This window comes from Enterobacter sp. KB-280D8 (assembly GCF_041399405.1).
Classification (GTDB): domain Bacteria; phylum Pseudomonadota; class Gammaproteobacteria; order Enterobacterales; family Enterobacteriaceae; genus Enterobacter; species Enterobacter cloacae_N.
The window spans coordinates 128832-152341 of the sequence record NZ_JBGKEC010000008.1; the positions used below are offsets into that span (position 1 = coordinate 128832).

Consider the following 23510-nt stretch of genomic DNA (forward strand, 5'->3'; position numbering starts at 1 on the left):
AGGCGTTACTCAACGAACAGCGACTCGACAACGTTAATCCAGCCGTGCTCGCTGACAACCTCTTTGCCGTTGAGCCAGCGGCGCAGCATGTTCAGCGCCATCATGGCGCACACCTCCTGACGCACCGCCAGGCTGTGGCGGGTGATGCTCATTTTCACCCGCAGCGCCCAGGTGCCTTCCGGCGTCGCCAGCGCGAAGTTGAGGTATTCCTCATCCAGCCCGCCGACAAACAGCGCCAGACCGGCAAAATGCTTCACCCTTCTCTCGGAAGCCCAGCGGGCGGTTTGCGCCAGGGTCTCCTGCTGGAACGGCACCACTTCGCTGGCGAGCAGCGGCGCGTTGACGCGCGACAGCTGCAGCGCCAGCAGGCCACCGGTGAACTGCTCGCTTAGGGTCACGCTGAGCTGGCGAGTCTGGAGATGTTTTGCAATCTGAACGGGTAACCCTTCCGTCCCTTCAAAAATCAGGCTTTCGCCCGCCACGCGCTGCACCTCGGGCCACAGGGCCAGCATCGCCTCTTTCTGCGCAGCAGGTCCTGTTAATTTGAGTTCAATGATCGGCATAGAGGAGCGATAGCCCATGGACACGCCCGGCGGCAGCGGGAGGAGATCGAGGCTCTGGGCCAGATCGCTTTCCGAGCGGCCAAAGGTCGTCAGGCGCAGGCACAGCGGAGGTTCTGGCAGGGTAAAACGAGCGCGAAGGCGCGGCAGGATCTGCTGTTCGACCATCACCTTAAATTCGGAAGGTACGCCCGGCGTGAAGAACATCAGGCAGCGGTTCAGCTGCATGGCGAACCCGCATGCGGTACCGACCGGGTTATCAACCAGCTCGGCGCTGGCGGGAATTTCAGCCTGTTTGCGGTTGCTGGGGGCCATGACGCGGCCACGTTCGGAGAAGAAGTGCTCCATCTGCGAAAGCCACGCCTCGTGCAGCACCAGCCCTTCGCCTTTTGCGGTCGCGGCGGCCAGCGCGCTGAGATCGTCACCGGTGGGGCCAAGCCCGCCGTTCACGATCAGCACGTCGCACTGTTCGCTGCGCTCGCGCAGAATAGCGACCAGCGACTCAAGATTGTCGCCCACGGTATTGCGGCGCGTTAACGGTAATCCTTGCTCAAAGAAAAGATCGGCAAGCCAGGCAGCATTGGTATCGATAATCTGTCCATGCAGCACTTCGTCGCCGGTGGATAACATCTCCACGTTAATCATTGTGTTCTCCCGCTTATTTGGTCAAAACACTATAGCGCAAACGTGGGAGGGAGATGAGAGAAACTGGCGCGACGGAACGCCGCGCCGGAACGATTAGAAGCCTGCGCTCACGCCCACATACGGGCCATCAGCCAGCGCGTTATCGCGGTTACCGTCTTTACCGGCCAGGTTCAGATAACGATAACCCGCTTCGAGGGTAATCGGACGCATGATGGTCCAGCGCGCGCCGGCGTTGGCTTCTTCATAGCTATCGATGCCGCTGGAGAGAGAGTCCGGAGAGTAGTAGTACTCACCAAACAGGCCAAAGCTGTCGCCAATTTTCCACTGCAGGCCGCCGCCCACAGCCGCCGCATACCCTTCATCACCGTCGTTCGGGTTGGTATAGATACCTTTACCACCCACGGTGGCCAGGAATGGGCCAAGAGGAATGTTCAGACCGAGGCCGAGGCTGGCCGCATCGCCGTCGTCGTCGTTGTGGGTCCAGCCGCCGGTCATCGCCAGACCGGAGGTCTCCGTGCCCATGCCAAAACCGAGGTGGGTATAGTCCTGACCCGCCGAACCATTAACACTAATGGCGTTAGCCGCCGCAGATACAACCATCAGGCCGAGGCCCAGTAATGCCACTTTTTTCATTGTCGCGATCCCGCATAATTATTATAGAGAAGTCCCAAAACCGCGAGATTTTAACCTGAGTCTCCCGGGGATCAAGCACTCTGCGTGCGGCGGACAGGAAGATTGTAACGATTTGAAACCTGCGGCTTTTTTACGTAAGCAGCAGAAAGCGCATTTTGACGCACAGGCCGCCCAGCGTTCCGCTGCGGGTCAGCTGCAAATGGCTGCGGTGAAGCCGGGCGATGTCCCCCGCCAGCGCCAGTCCAATCCCGGAACCGGAGGCGTCCCCGACGTTGTCCAGCCGGTGGAACGGCAGCATCGCCTGGTAGATCTGATCCTCTTCAATGCCGGGTCCGCTATCCTCAACGCTCAGCTCAACGGCACCGCCGTCCACGCGCAGGAAAACGGTCACGGTCCCGCCTGCAGGCGTATATTTAATCGCGTTCTCCAGCAGGTTGGCGCACAGCTCACCCAGCAGAACGTCATCGCCTTCGATCATCACCGGCTGCTGTACACCGTCATACCCTAAATCGATCGCCTTGCTCCGCGCCTGCGCCAGCCGGGAGAAGCAGCAGTTCTGCACCACCTGAACCAGATCCACGGGCGTAAACTGACGCTCCCCCTGCTCTTTGCCCTTCACCGCTGAAAGCTGCAGCAGCCGCTCGGTGAGCACGATAGTGTCGTCCAGGGTGGCATTCATTGCCCGCAGGCTCTCCTGCCACAGAGCGGGATCCTGGCGAGTGAGGGCGACGGAGACCTGCGTTTTAAGCACCGCCAGCGGGGTTTTGAGCTGGTGCGACGCATCCGCGTTAAAGCGTTCCTGCCGCGAAAGCACGCCGCGCAACCTGTCGATATAGCGGTTAAAGGCAACAATCAGCAGCCGGGTCTCCGACCAGGGCAGCAGCTCCGGCAGGGGCGCGAGCAGGCCCGGTTCGCGCCGCACCATCAGAGACGAAAGCTGGCGCATTGGGCGCAGCACGCGGCGCAGCAGCCACGCGGTCAGCACCAGCGTCAGCAGCACCAGCAGCCCCTGCGAGACCCAGGATGAAAAGAGCAGCTGGCTGGCAAGATAGCGGCGGGACTGGAGCGTCTCCGCGACGTAAATCTCCGCCATGCCAAAAATATTATCTTCATGTACGGGCTGCAGCAGACGCGCCACCCGAATCGCCTGGCCGCGATATTCAGTGTGGTAAAACCACGCCAGCGCCGGGTAGAGGGTGGTGCGCGACGTCGCAGGCGGCATCTTCGGCAGATCGTCATAGCCGGAGATCACCCGGCCGTCGGGGTCGACCACCTTATAGTAGAGCCGGTCGTTCATGTTGAGCTCAAAGCTGTCGAGCACCACCCAGGGCACGTCCACCGCCAGCCTGCCGTTGTGCACCTCCAGCCGCTCTGAGATGGTGCGAGCAGAAGATAACAGCGTGCGGTCGTAAGCCTGCGTGGCCGCCTGCAGCGCGCTGACGTAGCTGTTAAAGGCCGACAATCCCCACAGCAGCAGCAGCGGCAGGCCAAGGAAAAGCAGCAGCTGCAGGTAGAGCGACTGCGGCTTAACCCACCTCATCGCCGCACTCCAGCACGTACCCAAGCCCCCGCAGGGTGGTGATCCGCACGCCGCTGCCGGCCAGTTTCTTACGCAGGCGGTGAATATAAAGATCGATGCTTTCAGGGCTGACGTCGTCGTTAAGGCTGAATACCTGGTCGAAAAGCTGCTGACGTGAAACCGGACGGGTCCGGCGGTGCATCAGCACTTTCAGCAGGGAGAGCTCGCGCGGCGTCAGGGAAAGCGGTTCATCGCGCAGCAGGAAAAAGCCCTCGTCGTCATACTCCAGCTCCCCAAGGCGCTGGCGCTCCTGCGTCCGCCCCTCGCTTCGGCGCAACAGGGCGCGCAGACGTGCGTCAAGCTCCTCCAACTCAAACGGTTTTGGCAGATAGTCGTCTGCCCCGGCGTTCAGTCCCTTCACCCGATCCGCCACGTTGCTTCGGGCGGTAAGAAACAGCACCGGCAGCGTCTGCCCCCGTTTTCTGAGGCGATGGACCACTTCGAGACCGTCAAAACCGGGCATGCCGATGTCCAGAATAGCAACCGCGTAATTTTCACCCTGCAGCAGATGGTCGGCGGCGCGCCCGTCGGAGACGCAGTCCACGGCAAAGCCTTCCTGCACCAGCGCTTTCTCCAGCCAGTGAGCCAGCTCACGATTATCTTCTGCCAGTAAGAGACGCATGTCACATCCTGTAAAGTTGGTTCCCCATTGAAAGGGAAATGAAAGGTTATTGTTTTAACAATCACGCAACGGAACCGCTACAAGGTGGTTCACATAATCAGAAAAAAGACCCATACCCGTACCCCGGCGTGAGGATAAACGATGAAAAAACAATTACTTTCTACCCTTGCTGCAAGCGTATTGCTGTTGAGTACCTCTGTCGTTCAGGCCCAGGACGCTCCGTCCCGTACCGAATGTATCGCCCCGGCCAAGCCGGGCGGCGGCTTCGATCTCACCTGCAAACTGATTCAGGTTAGCCTGCTGGAGACGAAGGCCATCGAGAAACCGATGCGCGTCACCTACATGCCCGGCGGCGTGGGCGCGGTGGCCTATAACGCCATCGTCGCACAACGACCCGCAGAAGCGGGAACGGTGGTGGCCTTCTCCGGCGGCTCGCTGCTGAACCTGTCGCAGGGCAAGTTTGGCCGCTACGGCGTGGACGACGTGCGCTGGCTGGCGACCGTCGGCACCGACTACGGGATGATTGCCGTACGTGCCGATTCCCCGTGGAAATCCCTGAAAGATCTGCTGACCGCTATGGAAAAAGATCCGAACAGCGTGGTGATTGGCGCAGGGGCGTCTATCGGGAGCCAGGACTGGATGAAAGCGGCCCTTCTCGCCCAGCAGGCAAAGGTTGACCCGCACAAGATGCGCTACGTGGCCTTTGAAGGCGGCGGCGAACCGGTCACGGCGCTGATGGGCAACCACGTTCAGGCCGTTTCCGGCGATCTCAGCGAGATGGTGCCGTACCTGAGCGGGGATAAAATCCGCGTGCTGGCGGTCTTCTCAGAAAACCGACTGCCGGGGCAGCTGGCGAACGTCCCGACCGCCAAAGAGCAAGGTTATAACCTGGTCTGGCCAATCATCCGCGGGTTCTTCGTCGGGCCAAAAGTGACCGATGCCGAGTACCAGTGGTGGGTCGACGCGTTCAACAAACTTCAGCAGACCGAAGAGTTTAAGAAACAGCGCGATCTGCGCGGGCTGTTTGAGTTTAACCTGACCGGTAAGCCGCTTGATGAGTACGTGAAAAAACAGGTGAATGACTACCGCGAGCAGGCGAAAGCCTTTGGCCTGGCGAAATAAGCGGAGGCGCTATGAGCGATCGTATTTTTGCCGGGATATGGCTGCTGCTCTGCGTTGGCGGGATGTTTGTCGCCTGGCAGATCCACAGCGAGTACAGCTATGAACCCGTGGGGCCCCGCCCCTTCCCGATGGGCATCGTCGGCCTGATGCTGCTCTGCTCGGTGGCGCTGCTGCTTCGCCACCCGGATACCGTCGAGTGGCCGCCGCGTCGCATTCTGCAGCGTCTGCTGGTGATGGTGATCGTGCTGCTGATGTATGCCTGGGGCTTTGAGTGGCTCGGCTTCCCGGTGGCAACCGCTATCCTGACGATGGTCATCGGCATGCTGTTTAACGCCACTCTCCCCGCTGCGGGGATCTCTGGCGTGGTGATGGGGATTTTACTGTGGTACGCCTTTGACCGCCTGCTGGACGTGACCTTACCGCTCGGCGCCTGGCTTAATTAACGGAGCACGCTATGGATACCTGGATTTACCTCTCGCAGGGGTTCGCCGTGGCGATGACCCCGGAAAACCTGGTGATCGCCCTGATAGGCTGTTTCGTGGGGACGATTGTCGGCCTGCTGCCGGGCCTTGGGCCGATCAACGGCGTGGCGATTTTACTCCCGCTGGCGTTTGCCCTGCATCTGCCTGCGGAGTCGGCGCTGATCCTGCTGGCAACGGTCTATATCGGCTGTGAATATGGCGGACGCATTTCGTCAATCCTGCTTAACGTTCCGGGGGATGCGGCGGCGATCATGACCGCGCTGGACGGCTACCCGATGGCGCGGCAGGGACGCGGCGGCGTGGCGCTCTCCATCTCTGCGGTCAGTTCATTCTTTGGCTCAATGATTGCCATTGGCGGCATCATTCTGTTTGCGCCTGCGCTGGCCCAGTGGTCGCTGGCGTTTGGTCCGGCAGAATATTTTGCCCTCATGGTGTTCGCCATTGCCTGCCTCGGCAGCATGATGGCGCAAAATCCGCTGAAGTCGTTTTTGTCCGCGCTGATTGGCTTAGGGTTAGCCACCGTCGGCGTGGATGCCAACACCGGGGTTTATCGCTTTACCTTCGACAGCGTTCACCTGTCCGACGGCGTGCAGTTCATCGTGGTTGTGATCGGCCTGTTCTCTGTCTCTGAGATCTTACTGATGCTGGAGCATACCAGCAGCGGGCAGACGCTGGTGCGCAAAACCGGCCGGATGCTCTTTAGCGCTAAAGAGGGCGCGCAGTGCATCGGCGCCACGCTGCGCTCGTCGGTGATTGGCTTCTTCGTCGGCATCCTGCCGGGCGCCGGGGCCACTATCGCCAGTGCCATTACCTACATGACCGAGAAGAAGCTCAGCGGCAACAGCGACAGCTTTGGTAAAGGCGATATTCGCGGCGTCGCCGCGCCTGAGGCGGCTAATAACGCCTCGGCATGTGGCTCGTTTATCCCGATGCTGACCCTGGGCGTGCCGGGTTCCGGCACCACGGCGGTGATGATGGGCGCGCTGACGCTCTATAACATCACGCCCGGCCCGGCGATGTTTACCGAGCAGCCCGATATTGTCTGGGGGCTGATTGCCGCACTGCTGATCGCTAACGTGATGCTGCTGGTGATGAATATCCCGCTGATTGGGCTGTTCACCCGCATGCTAACCATTCCCCTGTGGTTCCTTGTGCCCGCCATTGCCGCCGTCTCTGCAGTGGGGGTGTACGCGGTACACAGCACCACGTTTGACCTGGTGCTGATGGTGGTCCTGGGCGTGTTCGGCTACATCTTGCGAAAAATGCACTTCCCGATGTCACCGCTGATTTTGGGCTTTGTGCTGGGTGAGATGCTGGAGCAGAACCTGCGCCGCGCCCTGTCCATCAGCAATGGCAATGTGTCGATACTGTGGGACAGCAGCGTCGCGAAGGTTCTGTTAGCGCTGGCAGTAATGGTGATTGTGGTGCCGCCGGTGTTGCGCCTGCTGCGTCGTCGCCAGCGCAAACCGGAGCCGGATATCGGCTAACTACACGGACAGTTGGGCATTCACCCACTGTTTTAACGCCTGGCGGGAGATCTTAATCCCGCCATTTTTTAGCTCAGCCGGCAGCACCAGCCAGTGAACAGGCTGCTCAAAGCGTGCCAGCCTGCCCTGTACCCAGGTCGGGAGACGGGTGATATCCGTTCCCGGCTCGCACTCCACCACCGCTACCGGGCGCTGTCCAAACTCGGCGTCATCCAGCGGGACGATAAACACCTGGTTAATCTGCGGGTGCGCGGCGATAACGCGCTCCAGCGATTCCGGCTGGATCCCCTCTCCTCCGCTGAAAAAGAGGTTGTCCATTCGGCCTAAAATCGTCAGACGGTCGCCATGCCATTCCCCGCGATCGCGGGTGGCGAACCAGCCCTGCGCGTTGGTCAGCGGAATTAGCGCGCCGTCCCGCCAGTAGCCGGAAGCCATGCTTTGCGCTTTGATCCAGACTTCACCGTTAACGACCTGCACCTCTCTGCCCGGCAGCACACAGCCCACATCCGGATCGCCGTCAGCCTCTTTTGCGCAAACGGTAGAGGCAAACTCGGTCAGGCCGTAGCCGCAGTACGTCCGAATCCCCTGCTCCCGGGCCTTTTGGGTCAGCGTCACGGGAATGGCCGCCCCGCCAAGCAAAACCGCTTTCAATGCGATGTGGCTTTCGCTATTCAGCAGACGCCAGAGCTGGGTCGGCACCAGCGAGGCGTGGGTGCAGCCGCGCAGCGCCTGCTCCAGCGGCTGCTTCTCGCGCACGGTCAAGCGCGCACCGGCCTGCAGCCAGCGCCATAAAATCCCCTGGCCGGAAACGTGAAACAGCGGCAGCGAAAGCAGCCAGTCGTCGTTATCTCCGTAAGGCATCAACGACAGCACGCCGCGAGCGCTGGCAAGATGGGCGTCGCAGGTATGCACCGCCGCCTTCGGCAGCCCGGTGGATCCGGAAGTCAGCGTCATGGAGGCCAGCCGCGTCGGTTGCCACGCAGCGCAGTACGTATCAGCTGGCTCGCGCATGCTCGGGGCATGAAGACCCTCGTAGCGGCCGTCCAGCACCAGCGCAAAGCGCAGCGTCATCTGCGGGATCAGCACGTCAAGCACCGGACGCGGCAGCTGCGGATTAACGGGAAGAATACGCGCCCCGCACTGCAGCAGCGCCAGCCATGCCAGCAGCGTTTGCGGGTGGTTATAGGCCAGCAGCAGTACGCCGTCGCCCTCCGCCACCCCCTGCTGGTGAAAGCCTGCCGCAAGGCGGTCGACGCGCGCGCACAGCTGGCGCCAGGTGAGCGCTTCGTCATTCAGCCTCAGGGCCGGTTTATCGGCAAAACGCGCGCACCAGTGCCGCCAGGGCCAGTCGGTAAAGCTCATAGCAACGGCTCCAGCGCCTCTGCGTCGAGGCACGGCAGCGCGCTGTCCGGCCACGTGCGGATAAGCTGCGCCTGCATCAGATTAAGCGTGTCGAGGCCAGGAACCGTGTCCGGCGTTAGCCAGGCGGCAACGCGCGCCAGCTGACTCAGCCCAAGGCTGGACTCAATCGACGAGCTGATCACCGCCGTCAGCCCCAGCGCGTGCGCCGCCGCGACCTGCTCGCGCACCTTCGCCAGGCTGCCGGTCAACGTTGGCTTAATCACCACCGCGCTGACGCCGGGCTCGGCGACAAATTCAAAATCGTCCTCGCGCAGGCTTTCATCCCAGGCGATAGCAATCCCCGTGTCGCGGGCAAAGGCGCGCGAATCATCGCGGGTTTTGCACGGTTCTTCGAGGAAGGCAATGCGGCTGCGGTACGCCGGGTTGACGTACTTCGCGAACTGCTGCGCCTTAAGCGGCGTCCAGGCGCGGTTGGCATCCAGACGCAGGTGCAGATCGGGGATTGCTTCCAGCAGCAGGTTAGCGACCATTCCGTCGCGCACCGCTTCGTAGAGACCGACTTTAATTTTCGCCACTTTCTCGCCCGGCATGGCGGAGAGCTGCGCGAACAGCTCGTCCGGATCTCCCGTGCAGAGCGGTGCCGAGCGGTAATTAGCCTCTTTCGGCAGGCTGCCGTCCAGCTCCGCCAGCGCACAGCTGATACCAAACGCTGCGGAAGGCGCGTCCGGCAACGCCAGGTTTGTGCCATCACACCAAGCTTTTGCCCACGTCAACAGCGCAGCCTGCGCGTCATCCATCGACTCCAGGCTAAAGCCCGGCAGAGGCGAAATCTCGCCCCAGCCTTCCCGCTCGTCCTGCTGCAGATGGACGAAGAAGCCGTCACGGGTTTTTAACCGCCGTTCACGCAGCACCACGCCCGCGTCCATCGGTATCTGCCAGCGGTAAACCTGCGCGCGACGCATTACGGGTTCCGTTTGTATTTGCTGAAGTCCGGCTGGCGTTTTTCGTTAAACGCGTTGCGTCCTTCCTGACCCTCTTCGGTCATGTAGAACAGCATGGTGGCGTTGCCCGCCAGCTCCTGCAGGCCCGCCTGACCGTCACAGTCCGCGTTGAGCGCGGCCTTCAGGCAGCGCAGCGCCATCGGGCTGTTTTGCAGCATTTCGCGGCACCAGCGCACGGTCTCTTTTTCGAGATCGGCAATCGGCACCACGGTATTGACCAGGCCCATATCCAGCGCTTCCTGAGCGTTGTACTGACGGCACAGGAACCAGATTTCGCGAGCTTTTTTCTGCCCGACGATGCGCGCCATATAGGACGCGCCCCAGCCGCCGTCGAAAGAGCCCACTTTCGGGCCGGTCTGGCCGAAGATGGCGTTTTCCGCGGCGATAGTCAGGTCGCACATCATGTGCAGCACGTGGCCGCCGCCGATGGAGTAACCCGCCACCATCGCCACCACCGGTTTCGGACAGGTGCGGATCTGGCGCTGGAAATCGAGCACGTTCAGATGGTGCGTACCCGCATCGTCCTGATATCCGCCGTAGTCGCCACGCACTTTCTGATCGCCACCGGAGCAGAAGGCTTTCTCACCTTCGCCGGTCAGCACAATCACGCCGATGCTGTCGTCGTAGCGCGCATCCGCCAGGGCCTGAATCATCTCTTTGACGGTCAGCGGACGGAAGGCGTTACGCACCTGCGGACGGTTGATGGTGATTTTGGCAATGCCGTCGATGGATTTGTGGTAACGAATGTCGGTGTAGCCTTCGGAGCAGTCCTGCCATTCAACCGGCGCATAAAGCATATGTTCATCAGGATAGATCATAGAGTGTCCTTTATTCGAAGACGCAGTATCTTAGCCAGACTCGCGGCAACCGCGTCGGGGTTTTCCCGGTGGGCGTTGTGTCCGGCGTTGGGAATCGCATGGTGAACGGCGTCCAGCTCAGCGGCCAGGGCCGCGAACTTCTCATCCCATTCACCATAGAGATAGTCAAAAGGGAAATTGCATACGCTAATCGCGGCACGCAAATCGGGCTGCACGGCCAGCGATGTTGCGTCGAGCATCTTCGCCAGCGTCGCGCCGTTGTTCTGGCTGCGCAGGGTAACAAGCGCCTTGCGCTGGTCGTCTGTGAGGGAAGCAAACACGGGCTGTTGATACCAGTCGGTAAAAACCGTTTCCAGCGGTTCGGTGCGAAAACGCGTTGCCCAGCGATGGTCGGATAACCGCCGCGCAGTGCGCTCGTTCTCATCCTGCAGGCCCGGATGCCCACCTTCAACAATCACCCCAAGCAGCCCCTTCGGCTGCTGGCAGGCATGAAACATCGCAATGCGGCCGCCGAGGGAGTACCCCACCAGCCAGAAGTTTAGTATGTTGTAACTAAGAAGGGTTCGGGTGAGCAAATGACTCATCTCGTCGAACCCCGTCACGGTTATCTCCCCTGACTCACCGTGGCCCGGCAGGTCAAGATAGAGCCGGGGATACTCGCTGAGCGTCTTCCCGACATCCTGCCACTCGCGGCAGTCGCCGGAAAAACCGTGCAAAAAGACCAGCCAGGGATAGCCTGGCTTTCCGGCCTGCTGCACGCCCGAGAGGATCACAGCTGGCTCACCTGCGCCAGCAGGCTTTGCAGGGTCTGCGCGCCGTCGGCCTCGTTCACCACCAGCTCAATCAGCGTCGCGCCCGGCTGCTTCCAGGCGGTGCTTAACGCCGCATCCAGCTGTTCCCAGCTTTCCGGACGATGGTATTTCAGGCTAAACATCGCCGCGGCGTGTTCAAACTGCACGTTCTGCGGCATCAGATAGAAGCGCTCGCGCTCGCTCTGGGGCGTCGGTAACAGGGAGAAGATCTGCCCGCCGTTATTATTGACTACAATCAGCACAAACGGTGCAGATGCCTGACGCAGCAGCGCCAGCGCGTTGAGATCGTAGAGCGCGGAAAGATCGCCGACGATCGCCAGCGTCGATTTCGCGCTGGCGCGCTGCACGCCTGCCGCCGTCGAGATCAGCCCGTCGATGCCGCTGGCGCCACGGTTGCTGTAAACCGGATAGCCCGCCGGCAGCTTCGAAAAGGCGTCAATCAGCCGCACGACGAGGCTGTTGCCGACAAACAACTGGCCCTGTTCAGGCAGGTACTGGCGAATACGGTGCGCCAGCCCGGCTTCGCTGAATGCCTCACAGCGCGCTTTGGTGATTTCCCACGCCTGACGCGACAGCTCCGGGATCGCCACCGCCCAGGGCTGACGTTTTTCCGCCGGGTGCAGTTCCAGCCAGCTGTCAATTTCGCTCACCAGACGACGGCCGCGATGGTGCGCCGGGTCGAGCCGCCCTTCCAGCGCGTCCACCACCCAGTACTCTTCAGGCGTGCAGGTCGCCTGCCACTGCAGCAGACGTTTGCCGGTAAGGCTTGCGCCGATCTGGACCACAATCTGCGCCTGTGAAAGCTCAGTAACCGCTTTCGCGTTACCCAGCCAGAGATCGGCGCACGGCAGCGGCTGACCGGTCTGGGAAAGCACGTCGCCAATCAGCGGCCAGCCAAGGGTTTGCGCCCATTCGGCGACCCGCCTGCCTTCGGCGGCGCTCATGCGCCCGGCGATAACCACGCCGCGCTTCTGCCGCCAGAAGAACCAGTCGCGCTGCTTCGCGCTCTCAAGATGCGTCTGCTCGCGCAGCCACGGCTTTTCACTCTGCCACCAGTCGCCGAGTGACTGCTGCCAGTCAATACCGGTATCGTCCAGCTCCCCGTAAAGCGGTTCGGCAAACGGGCAATTGATATGCAGCGCCCCGCTGCGCAATGTTGCCATGGCGTGATCGACGGTGGAGACCAGCCAGCTTGCCGGAATATCCTGGGTAGGACGCGGTAACGAAACCGTCTGTGAGGGATGCGAAGAAAACAGTCCCGGCTGGCGTATGGCCTGATTGGCGCCACAGTCGATTAGCTCAGGCGGGCGGTCGGCCGTCAGCAGGATCAGCTTTTCACCGGTTAACCCGGCTTCAATCAGTGCCGGATAGAGGTTCGCCACGGCGGTACCGGAGGTGACGATCACCGCCACGGGTTCTTTGCTAACCTTCGCCAGCCCGAGCGCGAGATGGCCAAGGCCGCGTTCATCAAAATGGGTGTGGTGAATCAACGCCCGGTTTTCAGCGGCTGTCAGCGTCAGCGGCGTTGAACGAGAACCCGGTGCAATACACACGTGCCTGACGCCATGGCGCGTCAGGGCTTCAAGGATCACCGCCGCCCAGCGTCGGTTAAAAGAACTTACTGACATGAGATTGTCCGGTATCAAGAATGCGACACAGTATAAATAATAGAAAAAATTGGAATTTTGATATGAATCGGGATTGCGCGAATCTGTATTAATCCCTTAGGAGCAGAGAGCGCAATCCGGCGGCTTTGTTTTCGATCTCCTGCCACTCCTGCTCCGGGTCAGACCCGCTGACAATGCCCGCCCCGGCGTAGAGCCGCAGGGCGTCTTCCCGGACGCGCGCCGAGCGCAGCGCCACGCAGAACTCGCTTTGCTCGGGGGATAAATACCCGGCTGAACCGGCGTACCACTCGCGGTTAAAGGGTTCTACGTGCTGTATAAACTCACGCGCAGGCTGTCGCGGTAGCCCGGCTACCGCCGCCGTCGGCTGGAGCACGTGCAGGCACAGCTCATCGTCGGCCTGCTTAAGCTCGGTCCAGATACAGCGGCGTAAGTGCTGCACTTTGCGCAGGCGGACGACCTGAGCCGGCAATACCTCCAGCGTCTGCGTATGGTGCTGAAGACGCTGGCATATATCCTCCACCACCAGCATATTTTCGCGCTGGTTTTTATCGTCATTCAGCAGCCACTCGCCGAGACGCTGCGCCTGCTTATCGTCAGTATGGCTGGCAACGGTGCCCGCCAGCGCTTCGGTGCGCAGCAGCTTGCCGCGCCGCCGCCAGAGACGCTCTGGCGTGGAGCCGAGAAACGCATTGCTGGCGTCGAATATCATGCAAAAATGATAGCAGTTTAAATTCAGGGCGCGGCTGGCGGCCATCAGCGCGACGGGGTTAACGCGCTGTTTACACTGCAAATCGGTTGCGCGGGCGAGAACCACCTTTTCGAAATCACCGCGTGCAATCGTCTCTGTCGCTTTGCCGATAAGGCTAAGCCATTGCGGTTTTTCCGGATGATGGGTTTCGCGCTCAACCTGCACGGAGAGCGGACGGATGGGTTTTGCGGGAAGGAGTTGCTGTAAGAGCGCACGCGCGGTGTCGGCATCGTCCTCAAGCGAGCTGTCGCTCCACAGCTGCAGGCGCAACGTGGCGTGGCCAGCGGTACGACGCCACAGCAGACGCGGTAAAAAGAGGCTGCCCTGCTCCGGGTTAAACGCGTTCAGGCCGCAGATACGGGTATCTTCAGGCGCGTGTTGCGCGCGCAAAAACTGCGAGGCTAACGCCAGAGAGGAGAATTGGGTAACCGCTCCCAGCGCGGCCAGCTCTTCATCGCCGTTACGCTGTTGCCAGTAAAACTGCGGATAGCACTGCTGCTCGCCCAGCCAGGCGAGGGGATCGAAGGCATCGTTTAACGGGAAAGAGACGTCGAATTGACGCAGGCCGGATGTTGCAGGTAACGCTTGCGCAAGCTGGGTACGCAGGTGCTCCAGCGCGAGGAAAATCGAATTCACGCGAACCTCTCCCTGTTAAAACCTCATATTATACGGGGTACCATAAGAAATATCAGTACCCACGTATAGGGAGTGGTTAAGCGCCTTAACGACGGGCCAGCAGCAGCCCCAGCACCAGCCCTACGGCTGCCCCCACCCCAATGCCCTGCCACGGTTTTTCATGGACGTAGTCATCGGCACGATAAACCGCTTTTTTGGCGCGGTAGTAATACGTATCAGACGCATGGCTGACGCGGTTTTTAACGTCGTGGAGCGCCTGCTCTGCACGGGCTTTCAGCTCGATATATTTCTGATCGGCAGGGTCGCCTGAGGAACGTAACACCTCTTCCAGCGTTTCGCTCAGTAAGGTCAGGTCGTCGTCGATACGGGTATCCCAGGATTGAAATGACATATTTTTCTCCATGTTAGTACACCAGTCCGCTAACTATAGACAACGACGCGCCATTACGCCTGTTTCGCTTCGCGCGCCATGCCGATGTGCGGAATACCGTCTTCGTCGTAGATGTCGGTGACCGGCATAAAACCGAAATGACCGTAGAAGGATTGCAGGTGTGCCTGCGCGCCCAGGTATAACGCCTTGTCCGGCCACTGTTTTTGGCACGCCTCCAGCGTTTTTTCCATCAGCCGATAGCCCAGCTTTTCACCGCGCGCGTTACCGCTGACGATAACCCGACCTATCGCGACGGGCTCGACATCGTCCTCGCTTTTCAGAATCCTCGCATACGCCACCAGCTCGCCATCCTTCCAGCCAAGGATATGGCGGTTTTCGCCAACGAGGTCATCGCCGTCGATGTCCTGATACGGGCAGGTCTGTTCAACCACAAACACTTCGCAGCGCAGTTTAAGCAGCGCGTAGAGCGAATGAACGGTGAGCTCACTATGATGTAAATCTTGCCACTGAATCATCTCTTTCTCCTTCCTGGGGTTCATCACGTTATACTAAACCCCTCCCCGTTCGGCAAAGGGCTGATTGCGTTATGGAACTGATTTTTCTGGGTACGTCCGCTGGCGTGCCAACCCGCTCACGAAACGTGACGGCAATTCTGCTGGATCTTAAGCATCCCACCCGCGGCGGGCTGTGGCTGTTTGACTGCGGTGAGGGGACGCAGCATCAGCTGTTACATACCTCGTATCACCCCGGCAAGCTGGACAAAATTTTTATTACTCATCTTCATGGCGACCATCTGTTTGGCCTTCCCGGCCTGCTGTGCAGCCGCTCTATGGCCGGTAACGCCAACCCGCTGACGATTTACGGACCAGCTGGTATTCGTGAATTTGTTGAAACCACGCTGCGCCTGAGCGGGTCGTGGACCGATTATCCGCTGGAGGTGGTTGAGATTACGGAAGGCCTGGTATTCGATGACGGAGATTATCGGGTTAGTGCTCAACCGCTCAATCATCCTGTGGAATGCTATGGCTACCGTGTTGAAGCTCATGACAAAACCGGCGCGCTGGATGCCGCCGCGCTGATGGCCGACGGCGTAAAACCCGGGCCGCTGTTCCAGCGACTCAAACAGGGCGAGACCGTCACGCTGGAGGACGGACGCGTCATCAACGGCCAGGATTATCTCGCCGCACCGCAGCCAGGCAGAAAACTGGCGATTTTTGGCGATACGGCCCCCTGCCCGACGGCGCTCACGCTTGCCGAGGGCGTGGACGTGATGGTGCACGAAGCCACGCTGGAGACGGCGATGGAAGAGAAAGCCAACGGCCGCGGCCACAGCTCAACGCGTCAGGCGGCGCAGCTTGCCCGTGATGCGGGTGTAGGGAGACTGATCGTCACTCATGTTAGCTCCCGCTACGACGCGCGGGGGTGCGCAAGCCTGCTGGCAGAGTGCCTGGCGGTGTTCCCGGCGTGCGAGCTGGCCGAAGATTTCGCTAAGGTCAGCGTTTAGCCCTTCATTTTTCTCTCAGAATGCCGATAACGATTAAAAGGTCAGCATTTCTCTCGAGGGTAGAATGGATAATTTCCAGAAAGATATTGATGACAGGGCGAATCTCACCCTGTCGAACCGTTTTGAACTGTTGCTGTTCCGTCTTGGCACCTCTCTGAACGAAAATAAATCCGAGCTGTTTGGCATTAACGTTTTTAAGCTGCGTGAGATTGTGCCGATGCCGGAATTCACAAAACCCGCCGGGATGAAATCACCGCTGATGGGGATGGTGAATATACGCGATCAGGTGATCCCGGTGATCGACCTGGCCGCCGTGGCGGGCTGTAAGCCCACCACCGGGCTGAACATCCTGCTGATCACCGAATACGCCCGCAGCGTGCAGGCCTTTGCCGTGGAATCGGTTGAGAACATCATGCGTCTGGACTGGAAGCAGGTGCACGCGGCGGAAACCGCCGTCAGCGGCCGCTATATCACCAGCATTGCCTGCCTCGATGAGAAAACGGATACCAACGATCTGGCGATGGTGCTGGACGTTGAGCAGATCCTGTATGACATCACCCCGGCCAATCACGATCTGCACGCGACCAATCTGAAGACGACCAAATTCAACATCAAGCCGGGTTCGGTCGCCATTGTGGCGGAAGATTCCAAAGTAGCGCGTTCGATGCTGGAGAAAGGTCTGCAGGCGATGGAGATCCCGGCGCAGCTGCACATCACCGGCAAAGACGCGTGGGAGAAAATTGGCGTGCTGGCCGCTCAGGCGCAGGCTGAGGGTGTGCCGATCACAGACAAGATCGCCCTGGTGCTGACCGACCTCGAAATGCCGGAGATGGACGGATTTACGCTGACGCGCAAAATCAAAACCGACCCGGTCCTGAAAGATATTCCGGTGGTGATCCACTCGTCCCTTTCCGGCAACGCTAACGAAGATCATATTCGCAAGGTGAAGGCGGACGGGTATGTGGCGAAGTTTGAGCTGAACGAGCTGTCGTCGGTGATTGAAGAGGTGCTGGACCGCTCGATGAAGAAGATTGACGGGCCGTTGATTAGCAGGAAGCAGCTGGCTTAAGTCCTGTGCGGGCTGGTGCCCTCACCCCATCCCTCTCCCACGGGGAGAGGGCGCAAACCATAAAAAACCCGCCGAAGCGGGTTTTTTGTTTTTACATTAATGGCATCGCTCGCTGCACAATATCAATCAGCGGCTGCGGATAGATACCGAAGATCAGCACCAGCAGCGCGGAGATGAGTACCACGATACCCCCGGCGCTGTACTGCCAGTTGGATGGCGCATCACGGTTGAGCTGCTGAGGCGCACTCAGATACAGGCTCACCGCCACGCGCAGGTAGTAGTAGAGGCCAATCGCGGAGCCAATCACCACGCCCGCAGTCAGCCACCACAGGTGCGCCTGCACACCAACGGCCAGCACGTAGAACTTACCGATAAAGCCCAGCGTCATTGGGATACCCGCCAGAGAAAGCATCATCACGGTCATCACCGCGGACAGGATCGGACGGTGCCAGAACAGACCACGGTAGGAGAACAGTGAATCGGCATCCGGGCCACGGTACGGGCTGGACATCAGGCTCACCACGCCGAAGGCGCCGAGGCTGCTGAACAGGTAACCTGCCAGATACACGCCCACGGCTTCCATTGACATCTCACCGCTCTGCAGCGCAATCAGCGCCACCAGCAGGTAGCCCAGATGAGAGATGGACGAGTAGCCCAGCAGACGCTTGATGTTGGTCTGGCTCAGCGCCATCAGGTTACCGAAGATGATGGAGACGAACGCGATAATGCCCAGCACCACGCGAACCGCTTCGCTGTCACCGACCGGCGCGTACAGGAACAGACGCATGACCACACCGAAGATAGCGATTTTGCTCGCCGTCGCCAGGAAGGTCGACACCGGCGCCGGAGCGCCCTGGTAGACGTCTGGCGTCCACAGGTGGAACGGAACCAGAGAGAGCTTGAAGCCGAGGCCAACGATCATCATGCCCAGACCCGCCAGCAGCAGCGGCTCATGCAGCATGCCATCACCGAGGCTCTTGCCGAGCGCCATGAAGGAGAGGTTACCGGACTGTGCGTACAGCAGCGCAATGCCAAACAGCAGGAACGAGGACGCAGCAGCAGACAGAATGGTGTACTTGATGCTCGCTTCCAGAGAACGCTTCTGGCGGAAGGCGTAACCAATCAGGCCGAACAGCGGCAGAGAGATCAGCTCAATACCGAGGAACAGCGCGGCCAGGTGGTTGGCATTCGCCAGCAGAATGCCGCCCAGCGCGGCAATCAGAACCAGCAGGTAAAACTCTTCTTTGTTGTCGTTGTAGCCTTCAAGCCACGGGTACGCAAAGGTACAGGTCGCCAGGCTCGCCAGCAGCACCAGACCGGTATAAAGCATGGCATAGCCGTCAACGCGCATCAGCGGGGTGACGTCCATCGCCCCGCCCTGGCCAACAAACCAGAGAGAGACTAACGCGGCGTTCAGTCCGATGACCGACAGCGTGGCATTCAGGAAGTGATTGCGTCGCCACGCAATGGAGAGCATCACAACCACCACCGTCAATCCGACGATCAGCAGCGGTAGCAGCGCGATCAGTTGTTGTGGAGTTATTGTCATGGCGAATTACGGCCTTGTAGTAGAAGCAGAATTAACAAACCACTGCTGGATGTTACCCATCGCGCTGTGCGAGGTATCCAGAATCGGCTGCGGGAAGAAGCCCAGCAGCACCAGCAGTACGACCAGCAGCAGGATGATGAACAGCTCGCGCAGCGACATCCCCGGCAGTTCTTGAGCAGCAATTTCGCTCTTCGCTTTACCGAAGTAAGCGCGGTGCAGCATCGCCAGCGAGTACACGGAAGCGAAAACCAGACCAAAGGTGGAGATCACGGTAATCACCGGTACCACTTTGAAGCTGCCGAACAGAATCATAAATTCGCCGACGAAGTTACCGGTACCTGGCATCCCCAGGGTAGCCACCGCGAAGAACATGGACAGCGCTGGCAGCCACTTAATTTTGCTCCACAGGCCGCCCATCATGCGCATGTCGCGGGTATGCAGACGTTCGTACAACTGGCCGCACAGGATGAAGAGGCCGGCTGCGGACAGACCGTGCGCAATCATCTGGATCACCGCGCCCTGGTACGCCAGCTGGCTGCCGGTGTAGATAGCAATCAACACGAAGCCCATGTGGGAAACGGAGGTGTAGGCAATCAGACGCTTGATGTCGTACTGCGTGAAGGCCATCCACGCGCCGTAGAAGATACCGATTACGCCCAGCCACATGGCGATTGGCGCGAACTCTGCGGAAGCATTCGGGAACAGCGGCAGTGCGAAGCGCAGCAGACCGTAGGCCGCCGTTTTCAGCAAGATGCCCGCCAGGTCAACGGAACCCGCCGTTGGTGCCTGAGAGTGCGCGTCTGGCAGCCAGCCGTGCAGCGGAACCACCGGCATTTTCACCGCGAAGGCGATGAAGAAGCCCAGCATCAGCAGGTATTCAACGCCGTGGGACATTGGTGTCTTCAGCAGATCTTCGTAGTTGAAGGTCCAGGTGCCGGTCGCGTTGTGGTGAACAAACACCAGCGCCAGAATCGCAATCAGCATCACCAGACCACTCGCCTGGGTATAGATGAAGAATTTGGTTGCCGCCGTGATACGCGTTTTACCGTCGGACGCCTTGTGGCCCCACAGCGCGATCAGGAAGTACATCGGCACCAGCATCATCTCCCAGAAGAAGAAGAACAGGAACATGTCGATGGCAAGGAACACGCCGATCACGCCGCCCAGGATCCACATCAGGTTCAGGTGGAAGAAGCCCTGGTATTTTTCGATTTCTCGCCAGGAGCAGAGTACCGCCAGAACGCCGAGCAGACCGGTCAGCACTACCATCAGCAGCGACAGACCGTCAATCGCCAGGTGGATGGTGATACCGAAACGCGGGATCCACGGCAGGATAAACTCAGACTGCCACTGCGGAATGCCCGCAGACTGGGTCAGTGAGTAACCGCCCTGCAACCACAGTTGCAGGCCAAGCGCGAGCGTCAATCCCATGGTGATCAGCGCGATCCAGCGCGGCATCTTCACGCCAAAGCGTTCAGTCTGCCAGCACAGGAAGCCGCCGATGAAGGGAATTAATATTAGCCAGGGTAGTAACATGGCGATTTACATTCCTTTTTAAGGCCCCCAGCAGGGGCCTGATTTTCAACGAATTCGAATAAAATTCACTTAACGATCAACGCAACACCATCAGCAGCGCCAGCACGACAACCGCACCGATGCTCATGGACGCCACATACCAGCGCAGGTAACCGTTCTCGCTGTACAGCAGGCCTTTACCTGCAAAGCGGGAGAGGATCGCCGGGATATTCATCAGGCTGTTCAGTGGGTCGCGCTTCAGCAGCCACGCAATGCCCAGGAACGGCTTAACAAAGATCATGTCGTACAGCCAGTCGAAGCCCCACGCGTTGTACCACCAGGTACCCAGCAGACGGCCCGGCGCGCTGTTGGCAACGGCAGTGACCAGCGTGCGTTTACCCAGCCACAGCCATGCTGCAATCAGAATACCCGCGATAGCGACCACACCGGAGGTGATTTCAAGCGTCAGAACGCGACCGTGCTCAAGCTCGGTAGTGTCTGGCAGTACGCCCTGCAGCGGAGGCACAATCATCGCGCCAACGAAGGTGGAGAGTACCAGCAGCACAATCAGCGGCAGGTGGTGGGTGATCCCCTTACCTGCGTGAGCGTGAATTTGTTCTTTACCGTGGAATACGATGAAAATCATACGGAAGGTATACAGGGAGGTCATAAACGCACCGACCAGACCCGCAACCATAAGATTGATATGACCATTCGCCATGGCGCCCGCAAGGATTTCGTCCTTACTGAAGAAGCCCGCGGTGATCAGCGGCAGTGCCGCCAGCGCCGCGCCGCCCACCAGGAAGCAAACATACACCAGCGGGATGGACTTACGCAGTCCGCCCATCTTGAAGATGTTCTGTTCGTGATGGCAGGCCAGGATGACGGAACCGGACGAGAGGAACAGCAGCGCTTTAAAGAACGCGTGCGTCATCAGGTGGAAAATGGCCGCGTCCCACGCCTGAACGCCCAGCGCCAGGAACATGTAACCAATCTGGCTCATGGTGGAGTATGCGAGAACACGCTTGATGTCGGTCTGCACCAGCGCAGCAAAGCCCGCCAGCACCAGCGTAACTGCACCGACAATACCCACCAGATGCAGAATTTCCGGGGTCATCAGGAACAGGCCATGGGTACGCGCAATCAGATAAACACCAGCGGTTACCATGGTCGCGGCGTGGATCAGCGCGGAGACAGGGGTTGGACCCGCCATCGCGTCGGCCAGCCAGGTCTGCAACGGCAGCTGTGCGGATTTACCCACGGCACCACCCAGCAGCATCAGCGTTGCCCACCACAGCATGTTGTTGCCTGCTTCGAAGTGCGCCGGCGCCAGTTCCACCATTTCGCGGAAGTTCAGCGTGCCCAGTTCGTTGTAGAGAATGAACAACGCGAACGCGAGGAAGACGTCACCCACGCGGGTCACGACGAACGCTTTCATGGCCGCTGCGCCATTCTTCGGATCGGTATAGTAGAAACCGATCAGCAGGTAAGAACACAGACCCACGCCTTCCCAGCCCAGATACATCAGCAGCAGGTTATCGGCCAGCACCAGAACGACCATGCTGGCGATAAACAGGTTGGTGTAGGCGAAGAAGCGGGAGTATCCCTCTTCACCGCGCATGTACCAGGAGGCAAACATGTGGATCAGGAAGCCGACGCCGGTGACCACGGAGAGCATGGTCAGCGAGAGGCCGTCCAGCACCAGGTTGAAACCGATGTTGAAATCACCGACCGACATCCACGTCCACAGCGGCACGCTGAAAGGCTGACGCCCGTTGTTAAAGAAGTCGATACCCGCATACGCTGTGACCAGCGCGGCCAGGCCAACAGAGCCCATGCCGACGGTTGCAGACAGATTCTCAGACCAGCGGCCGCGAGAAAACGCCAGCAGCACGAAGCCAATCAGCGGAAAAATAATGGTTAAGGCAAGCATGTTCATCCACGCAACTCACTTACTGAATCGATGTTCAGATTCTGGCGGCGACGATGGAGCTGCAGCAACAGCGCCAGGCCAATACTCGCTTCGGCAGCCGCGAGGCTGATAGCGAGAATGTACATCACCTGACCATCGGTCTGGCCCCAGTAGCTTCCGGCGACCACGAAGGCCAGCGCGGAGGCGTTAATCATGATTTCCAGACCGATCAGCATAAACAGCAGATTGCGGCGGATAACCAGACCGGTCAGACCCAGAACGAATAAAATCGCAGCGAGGATCAGTCCATGTGTTAAGGGGATCATGCGCGCTCCTCCGTTTTTCTTTTCGCGCGGTCGTCAGTGCGGTTGCTCAGCACCTCGCCAGCACGCTCTTCACGGCCAACGTGGAAAGCCACAACCAGGCCTGCCAGCAACAGCATAGAGGCCAGTTCCACCGCCAGAACGTATGGGCCAAAGAGCGTGATACCCACCTCTTTCGCACCAATCGGCGTGCCGTCGATGCCCTGATCGTTAACACCCAGGATGGCGTAAACGATCACCACCAGCATGATGGCCGACAAAATTGCCGGGCCAATCCACACCTGCGGTTTTAACCACTGACGTTCCTGCTCAATTTCAGAGCCGCCCAGGTTCAGCATCATCACCACGAATACGAACAGCACCATGATGGCCCCGGCGTAGACGATGATTTCCAGCGCACCGGCAAAGTGCGCGCCCAGCGCGAAGAACACCCCGGAAATGGCCAGCAGCGAGATGATTAAGTACAGCAGCGCATGCACCGGATTGGTGTGCGTAATCACTCGCAGCGTGGCCAGGATGGCGATAAGGCCACAGATATAAAAAGCGAATTCCATTGCCCTCTCCTTACGGTAACAGGCTCTTGACGTCGATAGGCTTAGCTTCGTTCTCTGCTTCGCCCTTATCTTTGCCGTCGATTGCCATACCCGCCATCCGGTAGAAGTTATATTCCGGGTATTTGCCCGGACCGGAAATCAGCAGATCCTCTTTCTCGTACACCAGGTCCTGGCGCTTGTACTCACCCAGCTCAAAGTCCGGAGTCAGCTGAATCGCCGTGGTTGGGCACGCTTCTTCACACAGACCGCAGAAGATGCAGCGTGAGAAGTTGATGCGGAAGAACTCAGGGTACCAGCGGCCGTCTACCGTCTCTGCTTTCTGCAGGGAGATACAGCCGACCGGACACGCTACCGCACACAGGTTACAGGCAACGCAGCGCTCGGAACCGTCCGGGTCGCGCGTCAGCACGATACGGCCACGGTAGCGCGGCGGCAGATATACCGGCTCTTCCGGGTACATCCGGGTTTCGCGTTTGGCAAACGCGTGCAGGCCGATCATCCAGATACTGCGTACCTGGGTACCGAAGCCTACCAGTAATTCTTTTAAGGTCATGGTCT

General features: G+C 59.6%; 23 protein-coding genes. 5 read left to right on the top strand and 18 right to left on the bottom strand.

Annotated features, from left to right (window positions below; genetic code table 11):
- Nucleotides 1-5: 5 nt before the first annotated feature.
- From AB8818_RS18775 to tctD, 4 genes are all read right to left on the bottom strand, one after another.
- A complete protein-coding gene (locus AB8818_RS18775; protein WP_371199952.1) occupies nt 6-1205 on the bottom strand; it encodes a nicotinamide mononucleotide deamidase-related protein YfaY in 1200 nt (399 codons plus the stop codon).
- A gap of 93 nt (nt 1206-1298) precedes the next feature.
- The gene (locus tag AB8818_RS18780; protein WP_116338600.1) at nt 1299-1838 is read right to left on the bottom strand and encodes a YfaZ family outer membrane protein; all 540 of its coding nucleotides are present in this window, start codon (nt 1836-1838) and stop codon (nt 1299-1301) included.
- Nucleotides 1839-1968: 130 nt separating this feature from the next.
- Nucleotides 1969-3378: a sensor histidine kinase gene (locus AB8818_RS18785; protein WP_233002561.1), complete on the bottom strand. Its 1410-nt coding sequence runs from the start codon at nt 3376-3378 to the stop codon at nt 1969-1971.
- A complete protein-coding gene (tctD, locus tag AB8818_RS18790) occupies nt 3365-4039 on the bottom strand; it encodes a transcriptional regulator TctD (protein ID WP_116338597.1) in 675 nt (224 codons plus the stop codon). The genes AB8818_RS18785 and tctD overlap by 14 nt, the downstream gene beginning before the upstream one ends.
- Before the next feature lie 141 nt (nt 4040-4180).
- Between tctD and AB8818_RS18795 the strand changes: the two genes are divergently transcribed.
- From AB8818_RS18795 to AB8818_RS18805, 3 genes are read left to right on the top strand one after another with little or no spacing between them, the layout of a single operon-like run.
- On the top strand, nt 4181-5161 hold the full coding sequence (locus tag AB8818_RS18795; RefSeq protein WP_047363034.1) for a tripartite tricarboxylate transporter substrate binding protein: 981 nt from the start codon (nt 4181-4183) through the stop codon (nt 5159-5161).
- 11 nt (nt 5162-5172) lie between these two features.
- Nucleotides 5173-5604, top strand: a complete 432-nt coding sequence (locus AB8818_RS18800; protein ID WP_014884622.1) for a tripartite tricarboxylate transporter TctB family protein — start codon at nt 5173-5175, stop codon at nt 5602-5604.
- An 11-nt stretch (nt 5605-5615) separates the two neighbouring features.
- Nucleotides 5616-7130, top strand: a complete 1515-nt coding sequence (locus AB8818_RS18805; RefSeq protein ID WP_116338595.1) for a tripartite tricarboxylate transporter permease — start codon at nt 5616-5618, stop codon at nt 7128-7130.
- Here AB8818_RS18805 and menE read toward each other — a convergent pair whose 3' ends face one another.
- From menE to AB8818_RS18845, 8 genes are all read right to left on the bottom strand, one after another.
- Nucleotides 7131-8492: an o-succinylbenzoate--CoA ligase gene (menE, locus tag AB8818_RS18810; RefSeq protein ID WP_371199955.1), complete on the bottom strand. Its 1362-nt coding sequence runs from the start codon at nt 8490-8492 to the stop codon at nt 7131-7133.
- A complete protein-coding gene (gene menC / locus AB8818_RS18815) occupies nt 8489-9454 on the bottom strand; it encodes an o-succinylbenzoate synthase (RefSeq protein ID WP_192983180.1) in 966 nt (321 codons plus the stop codon). Before menC ends, menE begins: the two co-directional genes overlap by 4 nt.
- Nucleotides 9454-10311: a 1,4-dihydroxy-2-naphthoyl-CoA synthase gene (menB, locus tag AB8818_RS18820; protein WP_192983183.1), complete on the bottom strand. Its 858-nt coding sequence runs from the start codon at nt 10309-10311 to the stop codon at nt 9454-9456. Before menB ends, menC begins: the two co-directional genes overlap by 1 nt.
- Nucleotides 10308-11084: a 2-succinyl-6-hydroxy-2,4-cyclohexadiene-1-carboxylate synthase gene (gene menH, locus AB8818_RS18825; protein ID WP_192983186.1), complete on the bottom strand. Its 777-nt coding sequence runs from the start codon at nt 11082-11084 to the stop codon at nt 10308-10310. Before menH ends, menB begins: the two co-directional genes overlap by 4 nt.
- The gene (gene menD, locus AB8818_RS18830) at nt 11081-12751 is read right to left on the bottom strand and encodes a 2-succinyl-5-enolpyruvyl-6-hydroxy-3-cyclohexene-1-carboxylic-acid synthase (RefSeq protein WP_192983189.1); all 1671 of its coding nucleotides are present in this window, start codon (nt 12749-12751) and stop codon (nt 11081-11083) included. Before menD ends, menH begins: the two co-directional genes overlap by 4 nt.
- Before the next feature lie 88 nt (nt 12752-12839).
- Nucleotides 12840-14135: an isochorismate synthase MenF gene (menF, locus tag AB8818_RS18835; RefSeq protein ID WP_192983192.1), complete on the bottom strand. Its 1296-nt coding sequence runs from the start codon at nt 14133-14135 to the stop codon at nt 12840-12842.
- Between the two features lie 85 nt (nt 14136-14220).
- Nucleotides 14221-14526 carry a stress response protein ElaB gene (elaB, locus tag AB8818_RS18840; protein ID WP_028013924.1) on the bottom strand — a complete coding sequence of 102 codons (306 nt, stop codon included), beginning with the start codon at nt 14524-14526 and terminating at the stop codon, nt 14221-14223.
- A gap of 53 nt (nt 14527-14579) precedes the next feature.
- Complete coding sequence (locus AB8818_RS18845; RefSeq protein WP_116338580.1) at nt 14580-15041, bottom strand: GNAT family N-acetyltransferase; 462 nt, start codon at nt 15039-15041, stop codon at nt 14580-14582.
- 71 nt (nt 15042-15112) lie between these two features.
- On the opposite strand from AB8818_RS18845, the gene rnz reads away from it, so the two are divergent.
- Together rnz and AB8818_RS18855 are read left to right on the top strand one after the other, a co-directional pair.
- On the top strand, nt 15113-16030 hold the full coding sequence (rnz, locus tag AB8818_RS18850; protein ID WP_192983195.1) for a ribonuclease Z: 918 nt from the start codon (nt 15113-15115) through the stop codon (nt 16028-16030).
- 64 nt (nt 16031-16094) lie between these two features.
- Nucleotides 16095-17099 (top strand): chemotaxis protein, encoded by a 1005-nt coding sequence (locus tag AB8818_RS18855; protein ID WP_116338576.1) that lies wholly within the window; start codon nt 16095-16097, stop codon nt 17097-17099.
- A gap of 91 nt (nt 17100-17190) precedes the next feature.
- Here the strand turns inward: AB8818_RS18855 and nuoN are convergent, their stop codons facing one another.
- The 6 genes from nuoN to nuoI all read right to left on the bottom strand — a co-directional run bounded on the left by nuoN (nt 17191) and on the right by nuoI (nt 23505).
- Entirely contained in the window at nt 17191-18648 is a 1458-nt protein-coding gene (nuoN, locus tag AB8818_RS18860; protein ID WP_061097547.1) for an NADH-quinone oxidoreductase subunit NuoN, read from the bottom strand.
- Between the two features lie 6 nt (nt 18649-18654).
- Entirely contained in the window at nt 18655-20184 is a 1530-nt protein-coding gene (gene nuoM / locus AB8818_RS18865; RefSeq protein ID WP_023312532.1) for an NADH-quinone oxidoreductase subunit M, read from the bottom strand.
- 76 nt (nt 20185-20260) lie between these two features.
- A complete protein-coding gene (gene nuoL, locus AB8818_RS18870; RefSeq protein ID WP_061097545.1) occupies nt 20261-22102 on the bottom strand; it encodes an NADH-quinone oxidoreductase subunit L in 1842 nt (613 codons plus the stop codon).
- A complete protein-coding gene (nuoK, locus tag AB8818_RS18875) occupies nt 22099-22401 on the bottom strand; it encodes an NADH-quinone oxidoreductase subunit NuoK (protein WP_003861496.1) in 303 nt (100 codons plus the stop codon). The genes nuoL and nuoK overlap by 4 nt, the downstream gene beginning before the upstream one ends.
- Nucleotides 22398-22952, bottom strand: a complete 555-nt coding sequence (nuoJ, locus tag AB8818_RS18880; protein WP_008500212.1) for an NADH-quinone oxidoreductase subunit J — start codon at nt 22950-22952, stop codon at nt 22398-22400. Before nuoJ ends, nuoK begins: the two co-directional genes overlap by 4 nt.
- A gap of 10 nt (nt 22953-22962) precedes the next feature.
- Nucleotides 22963-23505, bottom strand: coding sequence for an NADH-quinone oxidoreductase subunit NuoI (gene nuoI, locus AB8818_RS18885; protein ID WP_003861491.1), 543 nt, complete (start codon nt 23503-23505; stop codon nt 22963-22965).
- Between the last annotated feature and the right edge of the window lie 5 nt (nt 23506-23510).